This is a genomic window from Mesorhizobium sp. WSM3866, from assembly GCF_002294795.1.
Classification (GTDB): domain Bacteria; phylum Pseudomonadota; class Alphaproteobacteria; order Rhizobiales; family Rhizobiaceae; genus Mesorhizobium.
On record NZ_NSGC01000003.1, the window covers coordinates 83,853 to 98,443 of the forward strand.

A 14,591-nucleotide genomic window follows, 5' to 3' on the forward strand; every position below is an offset into this window, starting at 1 on the left:
TCGATTGAGCACCCTCCCCTGTAAATTTAGGAATGCTGGTGCTACTTTAAGCATAGCTAAAGGTCGAACCCCGTGCGTCTGCTCAGCCAGGTCAACTTAAACTCGCTGAAAATCGTGGAGAGCGCCGCCAGGCACCGCAACTTCACGCGCGCGGGCGAAGAGCAGTTCATTACCGCCTCCGCCGTCAGCCAGCGGGTGAAGAGCCTGGAGGACCAGCTGCGCTTCAAGATCTTCCAGCGCGGCGGCAATGCGGTGTCGCTGACGCCGGAAGGCGAGACCTACGTGGCGCGCGTGCGCGAGGCGCTGGAGCGGATCGTGGCTGCCAGCATGGAGGCGACCGGCCAATCCCAGGCGCATGTGCTGAAGATCTGCGTTTTGCCGACCTTCGCGGCGCGCTGGCTGTTTCCGCGGCTTGCCACCTTCCAGCGGCAGTATCCGGATATCGAAATGCGGGTCTCGACTTCCTATGCCACGCATGAATTCGCGACCTCCGAATACGATCTCGAGATCCGCTACGGCGACGGCAATTTCCCCGGCCTCAACTCCGCGCTGCTGTTCAAGGAGGACCTGACGCCGGTGTGCAGCCGCAAGCTGTTCCGCGAGGTGCTGGGCGATAAGCCGCTGTCCAAGGTGACGCCGGAGGACCTCAGGCACTTCACCCTGCTCCACTCCGACACCTGCACCCAGAACTGGCAGTCGTGGCTGGCTTTTGCCGGCGCGAGTTTCGTGCTTGGCGAGACCAAGAGCATCTATTTCGATTCCTGCATGATGTCCTACGAGGCGGCCAATGCCGGCATGGGCTTTGCCGTTGCCAACCGCGCCTATATGGCAAGCGACATCCGAGCCGAGCGGCTGGTCGCCCCCTTCGCGGTCCACCATCCCAACACCGCCGGCTGGTATTTCGTCAGCCCCATCAAGGCGCTCGGCGCCCGCAAGGTGGAGCTGTTCAAGCAGTGGATCATGGCCGAAGCGGCGCTGACGCAGCGCCAGTTGGACCTGGAGATCGCCAACGTGCCGCTGGCGCGCGCCGCGATGGCGTGACGCGGCGGCGCAAGCGACGCAAACACACCCCTGAGATTCTCCGATCTTTGAAGGCCGACAAAGCGTTTGGACGGATACCTGTAGCCGGCTAGCGCGATCGCCCCATGACGCGGCGGAGAGACTCAGCTATCTTTGATCCTGCGGCGGGCCTGATTTTCCCGCTTGGCCGGCGCTTTCCAGCTTCCTCCCAAGCAGCGCCGGCCTTCTTCTGCGGCGCCGCCGCTTCGTCTCCCGACAACATCGTCCGCTCTCATTGCTTCGGCGGCGTGCCGGGCTGGTCGCCGCCGGTGGTCGATTGCGGCACCGGGTTCTTGTCGACCTGCGGGTTTTTGTCGACGGTGTCGCTTGGCGCCTTGGTGGGCTGCACGCTGTTGTCGCAGGCGGCGAGCCCGAGCCCTGCCGCGAGAGCCAGCAGCACAGGAAGTTTCTTCATGACGACCTCCTCTCGTTCGCCCCTTTCTTCGAAGCAAACGAGGCGGCGGCGGTTTGGTTGCGCCGTCCGGCGGGAACCAACGCGCCTGTCTCCGGTTGAACCTCGTTAACTCACGAGGAGATGTCATGATCCGTCTGCTGCTCGTCGGCCTGTTCGGCTACACGGCCTATCGCGTCACGATGAGGATCATCGAGGAGGCGTCCGGCGATCTCGCGCCGCCGGACGATCGGCGGTCGCTGCGGCGCCAGTCGGCGGCGATGGGCGTCGAGCCGAAAAGGTAGATCGGCCGTTCTCGCGCTTGTTGGGAAGATGGCCGGCCTATCCAGCACATGCCGGCGCGTACAGCGTCCCCTCTGCCCTGCCGGGCATCGCCCCCCACTTGGCCGCCTTTGGGCGAGATTAGCTGTATTGCGAACAAAGCGGAAACGATGCTTGATGGGCAATGAACATCGCCGCCCGTGATTCGTCCTTCGAAACTCCTGCCTATCTTGCCCGGCTGAACGACGAGCAGCGGCTGGCGGTGGTGCATGGCGACGGCAGGGTGGCCGCGCCGCTGCTGGTGATCGCCGGGGCCGGCTCCGGCAAGACCAGCACGCTGGCGCATCGCGTGGCGCACCTCATCGTCAAGGGCGCCGATCCGCGCCGCATCCTTTTGATGACCTTTTCGCGCCGCGCCGCGGCTGAAATGGCGAAGCGCGTCGAGCGCATCGCCGGCGAGGTGCTGGGCCGCGATGCCGCGATCATCGCCGATGCGCTATCCTGGGCCGGTACTTTCCATGGTATCGGCGCCAGACTCTTGCGCGACTATGCCGAGCAGATCGGCCTCGATCCGGCTTTCACCATCCACGATCGCGAGGATTCGGCCGACCTGATGAACCTTGCCCGGCACGAGCTCGGTTTTTCCAAGACCGAAAGCCGTTTTCCGACCAAAGCCACCTGCCTGCAGATCTATTCGCGGGCGGTGAACGCCCAGGCGCCGCTCGGCGAGGTGCTGGGCTCGGCCTTTCCCTGGTGCTCAGGATGGGCGGAACAGCTGAAGGAGCTGTTCGCGGCTTATGTCGAGGCCAAGCAGGCGCAGAACGTGCTCGATTACGACGACCTTTTGCTCTACTGGGCGCAGATGGCGGCCGAGCCGGAGATCGCCGCTCACCTTGGCTCCCGCTTCGACCACGTGCTGGTCGACGAATACCAGGACACCAACCGGCTGCAGGCCTCTATTCTGTTGGCGCTGAAGCCGGACGGCGCGGGCTTGACCGTGGTGGGCGATGACGCACAGTCGATATATTCCTTCCGGGCCGCGGAAGTGCGCAACATTCTCGATTTCCCAAAACAGTTCGCGCAAGGCGCCGAGATCGTCATGCTGGAGCGCAATTACCGCTCGACCGAGCCGATCCTGGCCGCCGCCAACAAAGTGATCGGCGAGGCAAGCGAGCGTTTCACCAAGAATCTCTGGACCGAACGCCGGTCGTCGCACAAGCCGCAACTGGTAAGCGTGCGCGACGAGGCTGAGCAGGCCAATTATGTCTGCCAGGCGATCCTTGCCGAGCGCGAGGCCGGCACGGCGCTCAAGGCGCAAGCCGTGCTGTTCCGCGCCTCGCATCACAGCGGGCCGCTGGAGGTGGAGCTCACGCGGCGCAACATCCCCTTCGTCAAATTCGGCGGGCTGAAATTCCTCGATGCCGCGCATGTGAAAGACATGCTGGCGATGCTGCGCTTTGCCGAGAACCCGCGCGACAGGGTCGCCGGCTTCCGGGTGCTGCAGTTGATGCCCGGCATCGGGCCTTCGGCCGCCTCACAGATCGTCGAGGCGATGGCGACGTCGCTCGACGAGACGCTCGGCCTTGCCCGCTTCCGGCCGCCGCAGCGCGCGGCCGAAGACTGGCCGGTCTTCTTCGACATCTACAGCGGGCTGCGCGCCGGCGCCAAATGGCCGGCCGACCTCGAGCGGATCAGGCTCTGGTACGAGCCGCATCTGGAGCGTATCCACGAGGACGCGATCACGCGCCGGGCCGACCTGTTGCAGCTCGAGCAGATCGCGTCGGGCTATCCCTCGCGCGAGCGTTTCCTGACCGAGCTGACGCTCGACCCGCCCGACGCCACCAGCGACCAGGCCGGCCCGCCGCATCGCGACGAGGATTACCTGATCCTGTCCACGATCCATTCGGCCAAGGGCCAGGAGTGGAAGAACGTCTTCGTGCTCAACACGGTCGACGGCTGCATCCCGGCCGATCTCGGCGTCGGTACCAAGGAGGATATCGAGGAGGAGCGGCGGCTGCTCTATGTGGCGATGACGCGCGCCAAGGACAGCCTGCACCTGGTGGTGCCGCAGCGCTTTTATCCGCACAATCAGCCGGCGCGCGGCGACCGTCACGTCTATGCCTCGCGCACCCGCTTTATCCCGGCCTCGATGCTTTCGGCTTTCGAACAATCATCCTGGGCGAGCGCGGCGATCACGGACGACCCGCGCCAAAAGCCGGGCGTCAAGGTCGATCTCGGCGCGCGCATGCGCGGCATGTGGAAATAGACGCCTACCCAAAGGCGGGACGACACTCCTACTCAGCCCCACCGCTGGTGAGGGCGCGCCGTTCCCTGCTGCGCGGGTTCGTTCAGTGGAACGTGCCGGCGGCCTCGCCGGATAGCCTGCTGCGCGGGCTTTCGAAGCTCACCTGGTCGCGTCCGTTCGACTTCGCCTTGTAAAGATGCCTGTCCGCGACCCGAAACATGTGGTGATAGGTGGTGGGCCCGCTGAACGCGACGCCGCCGATGCTGACCGAAAGCGGGCACGGCTGCCCGCCCGGCGCGAACTCGGCCTCGCGGATACGCAGTCTGATCGACTCGGCGACCAGGAAGGAGCGTGTCGCGTCGGCGCCCGGAAGGAAGACCGCGAATTCCTCGCCGCCGATGCGTCCAACGATGTCGGCGCCGTGGAGCTGGCTCCGGATCGTGCTCGCGATCAGCTTCAGCGCCTGATCGCCGCAATCGTGGCCGAGCCGGTCGTTGATCGATTTGAAATGGTCGGCATCGACGATCAGCAGCGCGCCGGCTTCGGCCACCGCATGGCTGCGAGCCTTGTCGAGATAGGCCTCGACCAGCATCGAGAAAGCGCCGCGGTTGAAGACCGCCGTCAGGCTGTCGGTCGCGGCAATGATGCTGAGCTCCTTCTGGGCGATGGCCAGCTGGCGCATCTTCCACATCAGGAAGAACAGGAAGGAGCCGCCAAGGATGAGCGGCAGGAACAGGTCGGTGAGCTTGGCCCAGAGCAGCGCTTCGGGTGACAGCGAGGGAAAGTTGAAGGAATCGACGAAGAAGGCCGCGGCAATGAAGAATGCCGTGCCGGCAACGGTGACCAGCGCGACCCTGCCCCAACTGGTGGGGGACAAATCGATGCGCACGGCATTGCTCCCACTACAACTGGCCTATTGTGGAGCGCGAGCGCAAACGAAGTCCTAATATATTGGCTTCAATGGGAATGTGGTTAACCAGGCGTCGAGCGCGCCGCACCGCGATACCAGCTGAAGAAGGCCCGCCGACGCAGCGGCGGGCTTTGCGATTGGCCAGAGGCGCTCGTCAGCGCGCCGTCAACGACGCGAAATCATCAGGCAGAGCGCCCTCAGATCACGATCATAGGTGCCCTCGCTGCTGAGCACATCGACGCAGCGCTTCTTCATCCGCGACAACTGGCTGCTCGACATTTGCGCGACGGCGGAGGACAGGTTCGTCGTTCCCGGCGTCGCGCCGACGGTTCCAGGAACGGCGGCGCCAGCGCCGAGGGCGACGCCAGCGCCGTTCGCGCCGCCCGTCGTCACGTTGAGCGCGCTATTGGTGCCGTTGCCCAAAGTCGCATCGGCTCCAGCCCCGTTTGTCCCGCCGATCGATGCCGTGGCCGTGGAACTGCTGCCGCCGATGGTGACGGTTCCGCTGCCTCCGCTTGCGCCGCCGATCGAAACCCTGGCGCTGTTGTTGCTGCCGCCGAAGGATGCATTTCCGTCAGCCCCATTTGGGCCGCCCGCATTGGCGTCGGCTCTGTTGCCGCCTACGGATACGCCGCCGAGGCCGCCGACCCCGACGCTCTGGGCGTTCGCCGGCATGGCAAGAGCAACGACGATTGCACCACTCGCCAATGTGCTGGCCAACCTTTTTACGATACTGGCCATGACACTCTCCCTGTGGTTTTGTATTTCCGCCTTGCATCATTTGTTGCGCTTTTCTAGAGCGCGTAGCTTTTGAGACAAAAATACGCCGAGAGTGCCCTTTCGGTTTCTTTAGCTATTTCGCATATGACGAATCATAGTTTTCAAAAACGATGCTTCTGCTTTAAAATATAGTTGTCGTGTTTTTTAGTTTTCCGGAATTGGCCAACCGGAATCCCTGCAAGCTTCAGGCGTAGGCGCGGCCTTCTTCGGAGCGCTGGAACTGCATCAGGTCAAGCGGCACCGAGGGCCTGCCGAGGACGGTAAGGCACATATGCGCCTGGCCGCGATGGTGGGTCTGGTGATTGAAGAGATGGCTGAGCGCCGGCGCCAGCCGCTGCGAAACGGTGCGCATGTCGGTGGTCATATAGGAAAATCGCCCGGTGAGCGCCTTATCGGTCATGCCGCCCATCCAGTCGACAATCCTCCTGTCCTCGGTCTCGCGTGCAAGGCGCAAGCCCGGGAAGGCGCGATAGAGGATCGTCGCAAGGTTTGAGGGCGCGTCCCCCTCGCCCGTAAAGCGCTTCATCCAGACGCGGTCGGTGACGAGCAGGTGATTGAGCGTGGCCAGCGTCGAGCCGAAGAAGGCGCCGACATCGCGGCCGAGTTCCTCTTCGCTGAGATCGGCGGCGGCATCATAGATGCGCGTGTTGGCCCATTGATTGTAGGCCGCAAACATCATGAAATGCTGTTTCATTCTTCCACCCGGCTCGCAACGAATCCCGGCTCTTCGTAACCCGCAGGAACCGTAATGACCATTCTGTTCTATGATCTCGTCGGCCACGACGCAAAACGCCCCTTCAGTCCGCATTGCTGGAAGACGAAGATGGCGCTGGCCCACAAAGGGCTCGATGCCACCAAGGTGCCGACGCGCTTCCTGGAAGTCCCCAAGGTGGAAGGCGGCGCGTCGAAGACGGTGCCGGTGATCCGCGATGGCGAGCGCGTGGTGGCCGATTCCTTCGCCATCGCCCTTTATCTCGACGAAGCCTACCCCGAGCGGCCGACGTTGTTCGGCGGCGAAGGCGGCAAGGCGACGGCGCGCTTCATCGAACGCTGGTCGCAGCTCACCATCCATCCTTACCTCATGACGGTGCTGCTCACCGATCTGCACAGCATGCAGGACGAGGCGAACCGCGCCTATTTCCGCGAGAGCCGCGAGCAGCGGCTCGGCAAGCGGCTCGAAGAGGTGGTGGCCGGCCGCGACGAGGGGCTTGCCGGCTTTCGTGCCTCGCTCGAGCCGCTGCGCTCGATGCTCAGCTATCAGCCTTTCATCGGCGGGACATCGCCGCTGTTTGCCGACTACATCGTGTTCGGGGCGCTGCAATGGGCGCGCGTCGCCTCGCCCTACCAGCTGCTCGAGACGGGCGACGGCGTTGCCGAATGGTTCGAACGCTGCCTCGACCTGCATGGCGGAATCGGCCGGCAGGTCGCCGCGGCGGCGTAAGCGCTAATCTTCCTCTTGTGGGAAGATGTCGCCGAAGGTGACAGAGTGGGCGCCTCAACAGCTGCGGCGCCTACTTGCGAAAGAAGAAGTCGGCGTTTCACGCGCGGCGCCCCGCTCTGTGCTGCCGGCCATCTCCCCCTCAAGGCGGGAATTTTCCGGCTTCATCCTTTTCGACCAGCCTGACGCAGATCGGATCGCCCTCTCCCATGCGGGCGCATTGCCATTCCGGGCCGAAGCCGAAATTCTGCTGTCCGGTTTGTGGAAAGAACAGCAGGACGAAGACGATCACGGCAAGGACCACGGCCATCAAGAAAATGCCGGCGATATCGTCGCGTTTGAGGTAGAGCCGGTTCATCGCCTCCTGCTCCGCTGCCGCGGCGCTCCGGACTGCACGCGAAGCGCGCTCTCAGCCGTCTAATTATCCCGCAAACAGCCGGCCTTGACCAGAAGCCGCCTCCCCTTGGCAAGCCGCCAAGCGGCTTGTATAGAGCCCGCCACTCCAATTTCCATTCCCAGAACAAGGACGACCCAATGGCGATCGAACGCACCTTCTCCATGATCAAGCCGGATGCCACCAAGCGCAATCTGACCGGCGCCATCACCAAGATGCTGGAAGACGCGGGCCTCAGCGTCGTCGCGTCGCGTCGCGTATGGATGAGCCGCCGCGAGGCCGAAGGCTTCTACGCCGTCCACAAGGAGCGTCCTTTCTTCGGCGAGCTGGTCGAATTCATGTCGTCGGGCCCGACCGTCGTGCAGGTGCTGGAGGGCGAGAACGCCATCGCCAAGAACCGCGAAGTGATGGGCGCCACCAACCCGGCCAATGCCGCCGAGGGCACCATCCGCAAGGTGCATGCGCTGTCGATCGGCGAAAATTCGGTGCACGGCTCGGACGCGCCGGAGACCGCCGCGCAGGAGATCAGGTACTGGTTCTCCGACACCGAGATCGTCGGCTGAGACGCTTCGGTCCCGGCAATGAAGGCGGCTCTCGGGCCGCCTTTTTGTTGGAGCGGGCGGCCGGGCAGGCTTTAGGAACGGGCGATTGCCCGCGGCTGCGCCGAGGCCTCCGAGCCGGCGAGAAGTGCCATGCTCTCCTGCCTGATCACCTGGTGATCGGCAAGCGGTTGAACCTGGCCGCCATGAGATAGCCGAGCCAGGCCGACGCAAGCGACAGCACCACCACACTGACAAGATAGGTCGCCGCAAGGCCGAGGTCGCCCTCGAGAAGCAGGATGAAGGTGTCGAGGCTCATCGACGAAAATGTGGTGAGACCGCCGCAGAAGCCGCCGGTCACGAACTGGCGGCCGGCCGGGCCGACCATCAAGCGTCCATCCGGCCGGGTCAGCGTGGAAAAGAACATGATGACCCAGGAGCCGACGACGTTGACGAACGCCGTTGCAAGCAGCGCGCTCCAGCCCAGCAGCGAGACGACGACGTAGCCGCATAAAAAGCGCGCCAGCGAACCGATAGCCGCGCCGCAGCCGACCGCCAGATAAAGCGGCAGGGCTGTCTGTCTATCGTTTCCAAACATGCGCCCTACCCCGCCATCCGCACGACGGTCCAAAAGCCGAAGGCGACGGCAAGCACGCAGAGCGCCGCCGAAGCCACGATGTTGAAGGCGGCGAGCCGGCGCTCGCCGTCGAGCGCGAGGTTCAGCGTCTGTAGGCAGAAGGACGAAACCGTGGTGTAGCCGCCGAACAGCCCGACCACGATCAGGTCGCGCACGAGTTCGGCGGAAAAGATGCCGCCGACGGCCCGCGCCGCGCCTGCGAAGGCGCCGATGGCAAGCGCGCCGGAGACGTTGACCACCAGCGTGCCCCAGGGAAAGGTCTCGCCGACGCTGCGGCCGACAAGGCCCGACAGGAAGAAGCGGGAAACACCGCCGAGGAAGCCGCCGATCAGGACCAGGGCGCAGGCCGCAAGGCTCATCGCTTCTTTGCCTTTCCACAAAGCGATTCCTCGCGGGAATCGCGCCATCAAGACAGGCGTGTGCGAGCGGAAAAAGAAATCCTGCCGCGCGAAAGCACGCCTGGCAGGAGTCATCAGCCCAGATGCGAAAAGCTCGGGCGGTTTCGGGGGAACCCCATCCCCATTTGACGAGGGAAACTAGGTGATCGCGGGGTCGCGGTCAATCGGGGCCACTATGGTTGCGACGCGCTTCTTCGCTCCCCGTTAACATTTGCCGAATCCGTTATGGTGGCGGACGCGGTGGCGGACGAGAGACCGGAACTCCCGGGGCTGACGCAGAAGCGGCCGCGATCCCTCGTCTCTATGCGTTTCCGGCGTGTCGGAAATTTTGCGAACCAGGCTACGACGTGACCTTCTTCAGCACGATGGTCTGCGGCTTGCCGTCCAGCGGATCGACCTGGTGGCGAGTGTCGGTGAGGAAGATCAGCCGGTCATCGACCGTTATGCGGGCCTGCAGCGCGTAGGCCCTGCCGGGCTGGATTGCCTTGGGATCGAAGCCGATCTCGAATTTGATCGGCACCTGGCCGGCCACGACGATCTTGCGCTGGCCGACGAGCGTCGCCGGCGCGCCGGCCAGCGAGATGTCGGCGAGTTCGACCGAAAGCACGGCATTGGGCGGCAGCGCGATGCGCTCGCGATAGGTCACCTCGCCGGCAATCGTCTTTTCGGCGGCACTGGTGAACTCCGGCACGGCAAGCACGCCGACCACCAGCGGCACAAGGCCGAAGATGAAAAATTCCGCGATCCTGTCCAGCATAAGATTGCTCCCGCCCAGCAAATCAAACCGATTTGCAAGGTCGGGAAGGATTGCGGTCGTTCGATGGCCTTGGGGAGGAAATTCGCCGGCTTGTCCCTCAGGCGGATTGCCAACCGAAATTGCGAAGAGCAGTTCGGGGCGACCCTCTTCTCCCCAAGGGGAGAAGGTGCTGCGAAGCGCGCCGGATGGGGCGATCGCCAAGGCAATGCCGTCCTGGCTTACTTGTCCGGGGTCTTCCAACGATCCGCGGCTTCGTCGTCGGCTTCCTTGGCCTCGACCCAGCCGCCTTCGGAGCCGTCGGCACGGTGCTCCTTCTTCCAGAAGGGCGCGCGCGACTTCAGGTAATCCATCAGGAAATTCGCCGCCTCGAAGGCCGCCTGGCGATGCGCGGAGGCCGCGACCACCAGCACGATGTTTTCGCCCGGCGCGATTTTTCCATGGCGGTGGACGACAGTGAGCCCCTGCAGCGGCCAACGCCCGATGGCCTCAGTGGCGATGCGGCCGATCTCGGCCTCGGCCATGCCGGGATAGTGCTCGAGCTCGAGCGCGGCGAGCGCGCCTTTTTCGTCACGGCAGAGGCCGGAGAAGGTGACCACGGCGCCGATGTCGGCACGGCCTTCGGTCAGCGCGGCAATCTCGGCGGCGACGTCGAAATCCTCCCGCTGGACGCGGATGGCCGGCACGACCGTGCTCGCCATCTCAGCCCCCGGTCATCGGCGGAAACAGCGCGATCTCGCGCGCGCCCGCGATTTTCTCGCGGTGGCCGACATGTTCCTGGTTGATGGCGACGCGGATGACGTCCGGATATTGCAGCGCGTTTTCGTATTCCTCGCCGCGCGACTTCAGCCAGCGCAACAGGTCGGCGACGGTCTCGACGCCGGCGGGCAGCTCGACATGCTCTTCCGGCTTGCCGATCCGCTCGCGCACCCAGGCGAAATAGATGAGCTTGGTCGACATCTCACTCGTCCATGATGTGTTTCAGGCCGGCGCGGAAATAGTCGTAGCCGGTGTAGAGGGTGACAAGTGCCGCGATCCACAACAGCACCAGGCCGATTTGGGTGGTCAGCGGGAAGATCTTGTCGCCGGCCGGGCCGACGAGCAGGAAGGCGATGGCGACCATCTGGATGGTCGTCTTCCATTTGGCGAGTTGGGTCACCGGAACCGAGACCTTCAGCGCGGCCAAATATTCGCGCAGGCCCGAGACAAGAATCTCGCGGCACAGGATGATGATCGCCGCCCATAGCGACCAGCCGGCAATGCCGGCATGGCGGTCGGTGTCGGCGGCGAGCAAGAGCAGGCAGGTGGCGACCAGGAGCTTGTCGGCGATCGGGTCCAGCATCTTGCCGATGTTGGAGGTCTGCTGCCAGGCGCGCGCGAAATAGCCGTCGAAATAGTCGGTGATGGAGGCGAGCAGGAAGATGGCGAGCGCCGACCAGCGGGCAAAGTCGGAGGACTTCAGATGGCCCTCGAGAAAAAAGCACAGCACCACCAGCGGCACCGCGATGATGCGGGCGTAGGTGAGGATGTTCGGCAGGTTGAACGCGCGCTGGGCCATATCTGATCGGGATCTCTCTCCGCCTGCCTACTCAAATCAGAAGCCAATGTGGGGGGTCAACAGGCGAGATTCGATTGGTCAACCCAAAATAGGCGCAAGAATGGTCAGCTGTCATGAAAATGGTTGTAGACCAGCTTCGCCACGTGCTCGGAAATGCCATCGACCTTGACCAGGTCCTCGACCGCGGCGCGGCTGACCGCCTTGGCGGTGCCGAAATGGTGAAGCAGCGCCCGCTTGCGGCCTGGGCCGATGCCGACGATCTCGTCAAGCGGGCTCTTGACCATCTCCTTCTTGCGGCGGGCGCGGTGCGAGCCGATGGCGAAGCGATGCACCTCGTCGCGCAGGCGCTGGACGAAATAGAGCACCGGGTCGCGCACCGGCAGCGTGAAAGAGTCCCTGCCCTTGACGAAGAAGCGCTCGCGCCCGGCGTCGCGGTCCTGGCCCTTGGCGATGCCGATGGCGACGACCCGGTCCTCGATGCCGAGATCGGAGAGGATCTTGCGCACCGCCGTCATCTGGCCCTGGCCGCCGTCAATCAGGATGACGTCCGGCCATGCCGGGAAGCTGCCGTTTCCCTCGACAAGATCCTCTGCCGCATCGTCCTCGGCCTCCGCGCCCGCTCCGATTGAAGGCTGGACGTCGCCATGCTCCCTGAGGAGCCGCGAGAAGCGGCGCTCCATCACCTCGCGCATCATGCCGAAATCGTCTCCGGGCGTGATCTCGGTCGAGCGGATGTTGAACTTTCGGTACTGGTTCTTCACAAAACCTTCCGGCCCGGCGACGATCATGGCGCCGACCGCATTGGTGCCCATGATGTGCGAATTGTCGTAGACCTCGATGCGCACTGGCGGCCTTGCGAGGCCGAAGGTCTCGGCAAAGCCTTGCAATAGCCGCGCCTGCGTCGACGTTTCCGCCAGCCTGCGGCCGAGCGCCTCACGCGCGTTCTGCAGCGCGTGATCGGTGAGATCCTTCTTCTCGCCGCGCTGCGGCACCGAGATCGCTATCCTGCGCCCGGCGCGGGTTGACAGCGCCTCGGCGAGCAGCTCCTGCTCCTGCACCGGCTGGGAAAGAAGCAGCGTACGCGCCGGCAGCTTGTCGTCATAGAACTGCGCGAGGAAGGAGCCCAGCACCTCGGCCGGCTCCAGCGCCGGATCGGCCTTGGGGAAATAGGCGCGGTTGCCCCAGTTCTGGCCGGTGCGGAAGAAGAACACCTGGATGCAGGTCTGGCCGCCTTCCTGGTGGATTGCAAAGACATCCGCCTCCTCCACCGTCTGCGGGTTGATGCCCTGATGCGCCTGCACATGCGATAGCGCCGCGAGGCGATCCCGGTAGATAGCGGCCCGCTCGAAATCGAGCTCTTCGGAGGCTTGTTGCATGGCGGCCGAGATCTCGGTCTTCACCTTCTGGCTGCGGCCGGAGAGAAAGTCCTTCGCCTCGGCAACCAGCTCGGCATAGCCCCGATGCGATATCTCGCCGGTGCAGGGACCGGCGCAACGCTTGATCTGGTAGAGCAGGCAGGGCCGCGTGCGGTTCTCGTAGAAGGAATCCGTGCAGCTTCGCAGCAGGAAGGCGCGCTGCAGCGAATTGATGGTGCGCCCGACCGCGCCGGCGGAAGCGAAGGGCCCAAAATAGTCGCCCCTGCGCGAGCGCGCGCCGCGATGCTTATAGATACCGGGCGAGACATGGTCGCCGGTAAGCAGGATGTAAGGGAACGACTTGTCGTCCCGCATCAGCACGTTGAAGCGGGGCCTCAGCCGCTTGATTAGGTTGGCCTCGAGCAGCAGCGCCTCGATCTCGGTGCGGGTGACGACGAATTCCATCGTCGCCGTCTCGCGCACCATGCGGCCGATGCGGGCGGTGTGGAAGCGCCCCTGCGCATAGTTGGTGACGCGCTTCTTCAGGCTGCGCGCCTTGCCGACATAGAGCACGTCGCCGGCGGCGTTCATCATTCGGTAGACGCCCGGCTGGTTGGGCAGCCGCTTGACCAAAGTCTGGATCACCTCGGCGCCGACCATGCCGTCGGCGTCGCCGGCATGCGGCGTCCAGTCGATCGCGGTGAAAGCGACGTCGGGACCGGCGGCAACCGCCTCCGGCTCGACGATTTCCTCCGACGCCTCGTCCTCGATGTCGAGATCGGGCGGCAAATCATCGGCGGCGCCGAGGGGGCTGTGTTTATGGGCAGGACTCATTCCACCATGCCTGTCACATCGGGCGTCTGCCATGCAAGATGCTGGCCGCCGTCGAGCGCGATCATCTGGCCGGTGACGGAGCGCGCCTCCCAGAGATAGCGGATGGTGGCGCCGAATTCCGGTAATTGTGGGCCGCGCTTCAGAATCAGCCCTTCGACCTGCCTGCCGAAATCTTCGTCGTCCTGGCGCTTGTTCTTCAGTGTCGGGCCGGGGCCGATGGCATTGACGCGAATGCGCGGCCCCAGCGCCTGCGCCAGCATCTGGGTCTGCGTCCACAGGGCCGATTTCGACAGCGCGTAAGAGAAATAGCGCGGCGTCGGCCGCCAGACACGCTGGTCGATGACGTTGACGATCAGTCCCTCCGCGCCTTCCGGCAAGGCCCGAGCAAAGTTCTGCGCCAGCAGCGCCGGCGTCTTCAGATGAATGGCGAAGTGGCGGTCCCAGGCCTGCCAGTCGAAATCCTCGACACGGTCGTCGACGAACAAGGAGGCGTTGTTGACGAGGAGCGTGACCGGGCCAAGGGCAGCTTCGGAGCGGCCGACCAGATCGCCGACGGCTTTCATATCGGTGAGGTCGGCGGCGAGCACGGCGGCACGGCCGCCCTGGTTCCTGATGCGGCTGGCCAGCGCCTCGGCCTCGGCTCCGGAACGATTGGCATGGATGGCCACGTCAAAGCCATGCGCGGCAAGGTCCTCGACGATCGCCTTGCCGATCCTTTTCGCTCCACCCGTCACCAGCACCACGCCAAAGGCTTCTTTCATGTCGTCAATCCTCTATCGGCTTCACGATTCCGGGAAGCCGGCACAATATGACGGGCCAAGCGTTAAATGCCATTTCTACCTGGGGCAGGAATGTGGCGAAGCGGCCCGTACGCACGCTGCCGACCCGGATTGCGGAAGTTTCATAATGCAATATAGGTCCCCGAACCCCTTGAACCAAGCGGTGTGCAGCGCAACATGACTAGCGTGCTGACATTCGCTGTTGCGAAGATGCAACGTCACCTTTTGGCCTCATTCG

The 14,591-nt window shown here is 64.2% G+C and carries 19 protein-coding genes and 1 riboswitch; of the genes, 6 read left to right on the forward strand and 13 right to left on the reverse strand.

Features of this window, described 5'->3' with window-relative positions; all coding sequences use genetic code 11:
- Positions 1-72: 72 nt before the first annotated feature.
- A complete protein-coding gene (locus CK222_RS08450) occupies positions 73-1,041 on the forward strand; it encodes a LysR substrate-binding domain-containing protein (RefSeq protein WP_067330413.1) in 969 nt (322 codons plus the stop codon).
- Between the two features lie 250 nt (positions 1,042-1,291).
- On the opposite strand, the gene CK222_RS08455 is transcribed toward CK222_RS08450, so the two are convergent.
- On the reverse strand, positions 1,292-1,474 hold the full coding sequence (locus tag CK222_RS08455) for a hypothetical protein (RefSeq protein WP_067330410.1): 183 nt from the start codon (positions 1,472-1,474) through the stop codon (positions 1,292-1,294).
- A 125-nt stretch (positions 1,475-1,599) separates the two neighbouring features.
- Here CK222_RS08455 and CK222_RS32215 point away from each other — a divergent pair, with 125 nt between their 5' ends.
- Complete coding sequence (locus CK222_RS32215) at positions 1,600-1,755, forward strand: hypothetical protein (RefSeq protein WP_082954124.1); 156 nt, start codon at positions 1,600-1,602, stop codon at positions 1,753-1,755.
- A gap of 161 nt (positions 1,756-1,916) precedes the next feature.
- Complete coding sequence (locus CK222_RS08465; RefSeq protein WP_095800040.1) at positions 1,917-3,998, forward strand: ATP-dependent helicase; 2,082 nt, start codon at positions 1,917-1,919, stop codon at positions 3,996-3,998.
- A gap of 82 nt (positions 3,999-4,080) precedes the next feature.
- On the opposite strand, the gene CK222_RS08470 is transcribed toward CK222_RS08465, so the two are convergent.
- Positions 4,081-4,866: a GGDEF domain-containing protein gene (locus CK222_RS08470; RefSeq protein WP_095800041.1), complete on the reverse strand. Its 786-nt coding sequence runs from the start codon at positions 4,864-4,866 to the stop codon at positions 4,081-4,083.
- A gap of 186 nt (positions 4,867-5,052) precedes the next feature.
- Positions 5,053-5,310, reverse strand: coding sequence for a hypothetical protein (locus CK222_RS32845; RefSeq protein WP_245432977.1), 258 nt, complete (start codon positions 5,308-5,310; stop codon positions 5,053-5,055).
- Positions 5,311-5,353: 43 nt separating this feature from the next.
- Here CK222_RS32845 and CK222_RS32850 point away from each other — a divergent pair, with 43 nt between their 5' ends.
- Positions 5,354-5,701: a hypothetical protein gene (locus CK222_RS32850; RefSeq protein WP_245432978.1), complete on the forward strand. Its 348-nt coding sequence runs from the start codon at positions 5,354-5,356 to the stop codon at positions 5,699-5,701.
- Positions 5,702-5,851: 150 nt separating this feature from the next.
- Here CK222_RS32850 and CK222_RS08480 read toward each other — a convergent pair whose 3' ends face one another.
- On the reverse strand, positions 5,852-6,361 hold the full coding sequence (locus CK222_RS08480; RefSeq protein WP_095800043.1) for a DinB family protein: 510 nt from the start codon (positions 6,359-6,361) through the stop codon (positions 5,852-5,854).
- Positions 6,362-6,415: 54 nt separating this feature from the next.
- On the opposite strand from CK222_RS08480, the gene CK222_RS08485 reads away from it, so the two are divergent.
- Positions 6,416-7,108, forward strand: a complete 693-nt coding sequence (locus CK222_RS08485) for a glutathione S-transferase family protein (protein WP_095800044.1) — start codon at positions 6,416-6,418, stop codon at positions 7,106-7,108.
- Positions 7,109-7,247: 139 nt separating this feature from the next.
- Here the strand turns inward: CK222_RS08485 and CK222_RS08490 are convergent, their stop codons facing one another.
- A complete protein-coding gene (locus CK222_RS08490) occupies positions 7,248-7,463 on the reverse strand; it encodes a hypothetical protein (RefSeq protein WP_067330396.1) in 216 nt (71 codons plus the stop codon).
- A gap of 176 nt (positions 7,464-7,639) precedes the next feature.
- Between CK222_RS08490 and ndk the strand changes: the two genes are divergently transcribed.
- A complete protein-coding gene (ndk, locus tag CK222_RS08495) occupies positions 7,640-8,062 on the forward strand; it encodes a nucleoside-diphosphate kinase (RefSeq protein ID WP_095800045.1) in 423 nt (140 codons plus the stop codon).
- A 145-nt stretch (positions 8,063-8,207) separates the two neighbouring features.
- On the opposite strand, the gene crcB (CK222_RS08500) is transcribed toward ndk, so the two are convergent.
- The 8 genes from crcB (CK222_RS08500) to CK222_RS08535 all read right to left on the reverse strand — a co-directional run bounded on the left by crcB (CK222_RS08500) (position 8,208) and on the right by CK222_RS08535 (position 14,335).
- On the reverse strand, positions 8,208-8,636 hold the full coding sequence (gene crcB / locus CK222_RS08500; RefSeq protein ID WP_095800046.1) for a fluoride efflux transporter CrcB: 429 nt from the start codon (positions 8,634-8,636) through the stop codon (positions 8,208-8,210).
- Positions 8,637-8,641: 5 nt separating this feature from the next.
- The gene (crcB, locus tag CK222_RS08505; protein WP_095800321.1) at positions 8,642-9,034 is read right to left on the reverse strand and encodes a fluoride efflux transporter CrcB; all 393 of its coding nucleotides are present in this window, start codon (positions 9,032-9,034) and stop codon (positions 8,642-8,644) included.
- Positions 9,035-9,131: 97 nt separating this feature from the next.
- Positions 9,132-9,205: riboswitch (Fluoride riboswitch) on the reverse strand.
- A gap of 208 nt (positions 9,206-9,413) precedes the next feature.
- Positions 9,414-9,830 carry a YbaY family lipoprotein gene (locus tag CK222_RS08510; RefSeq protein ID WP_095800047.1) on the reverse strand — a complete coding sequence of 139 codons (417 nt, stop codon included), beginning with the start codon at positions 9,828-9,830 and terminating at the stop codon, positions 9,414-9,416.
- Positions 9,831-10,048: 218 nt separating this feature from the next.
- Positions 10,049-10,528 (reverse strand): molybdenum cofactor biosynthesis protein MoaE, encoded by a 480-nt coding sequence (locus CK222_RS08515; protein ID WP_095800048.1) that lies wholly within the window; start codon positions 10,526-10,528, stop codon positions 10,049-10,051.
- A gap of 1 nt (position 10,529) precedes the next feature.
- Positions 10,530-10,787 (reverse strand): molybdopterin converting factor subunit 1, encoded by a 258-nt coding sequence (gene moaD / locus CK222_RS08520; protein ID WP_067330385.1) that lies wholly within the window; start codon positions 10,785-10,787, stop codon positions 10,530-10,532.
- A 1-nt stretch (position 10,788) separates the two neighbouring features.
- Positions 10,789-11,385, reverse strand: a complete 597-nt coding sequence (gene pgsA / locus CK222_RS08525; RefSeq protein ID WP_067330383.1) for a CDP-diacylglycerol--glycerol-3-phosphate 3-phosphatidyltransferase — start codon at positions 11,383-11,385, stop codon at positions 10,789-10,791.
- 104 nt (positions 11,386-11,489) lie between these two features.
- Complete coding sequence (gene uvrC, locus CK222_RS08530; RefSeq protein ID WP_067330379.1) at positions 11,490-13,574, reverse strand: excinuclease ABC subunit UvrC; 2,085 nt, start codon at positions 13,572-13,574, stop codon at positions 11,490-11,492.
- On the reverse strand, positions 13,571-14,335 hold the full coding sequence (locus CK222_RS08535; protein WP_095800049.1) for an SDR family oxidoreductase: 765 nt from the start codon (positions 14,333-14,335) through the stop codon (positions 13,571-13,573). Before CK222_RS08535 ends, uvrC begins: the two co-directional genes overlap by 4 nt.
- Between the last annotated feature and the right edge of the window lie 256 nt (positions 14,336-14,591).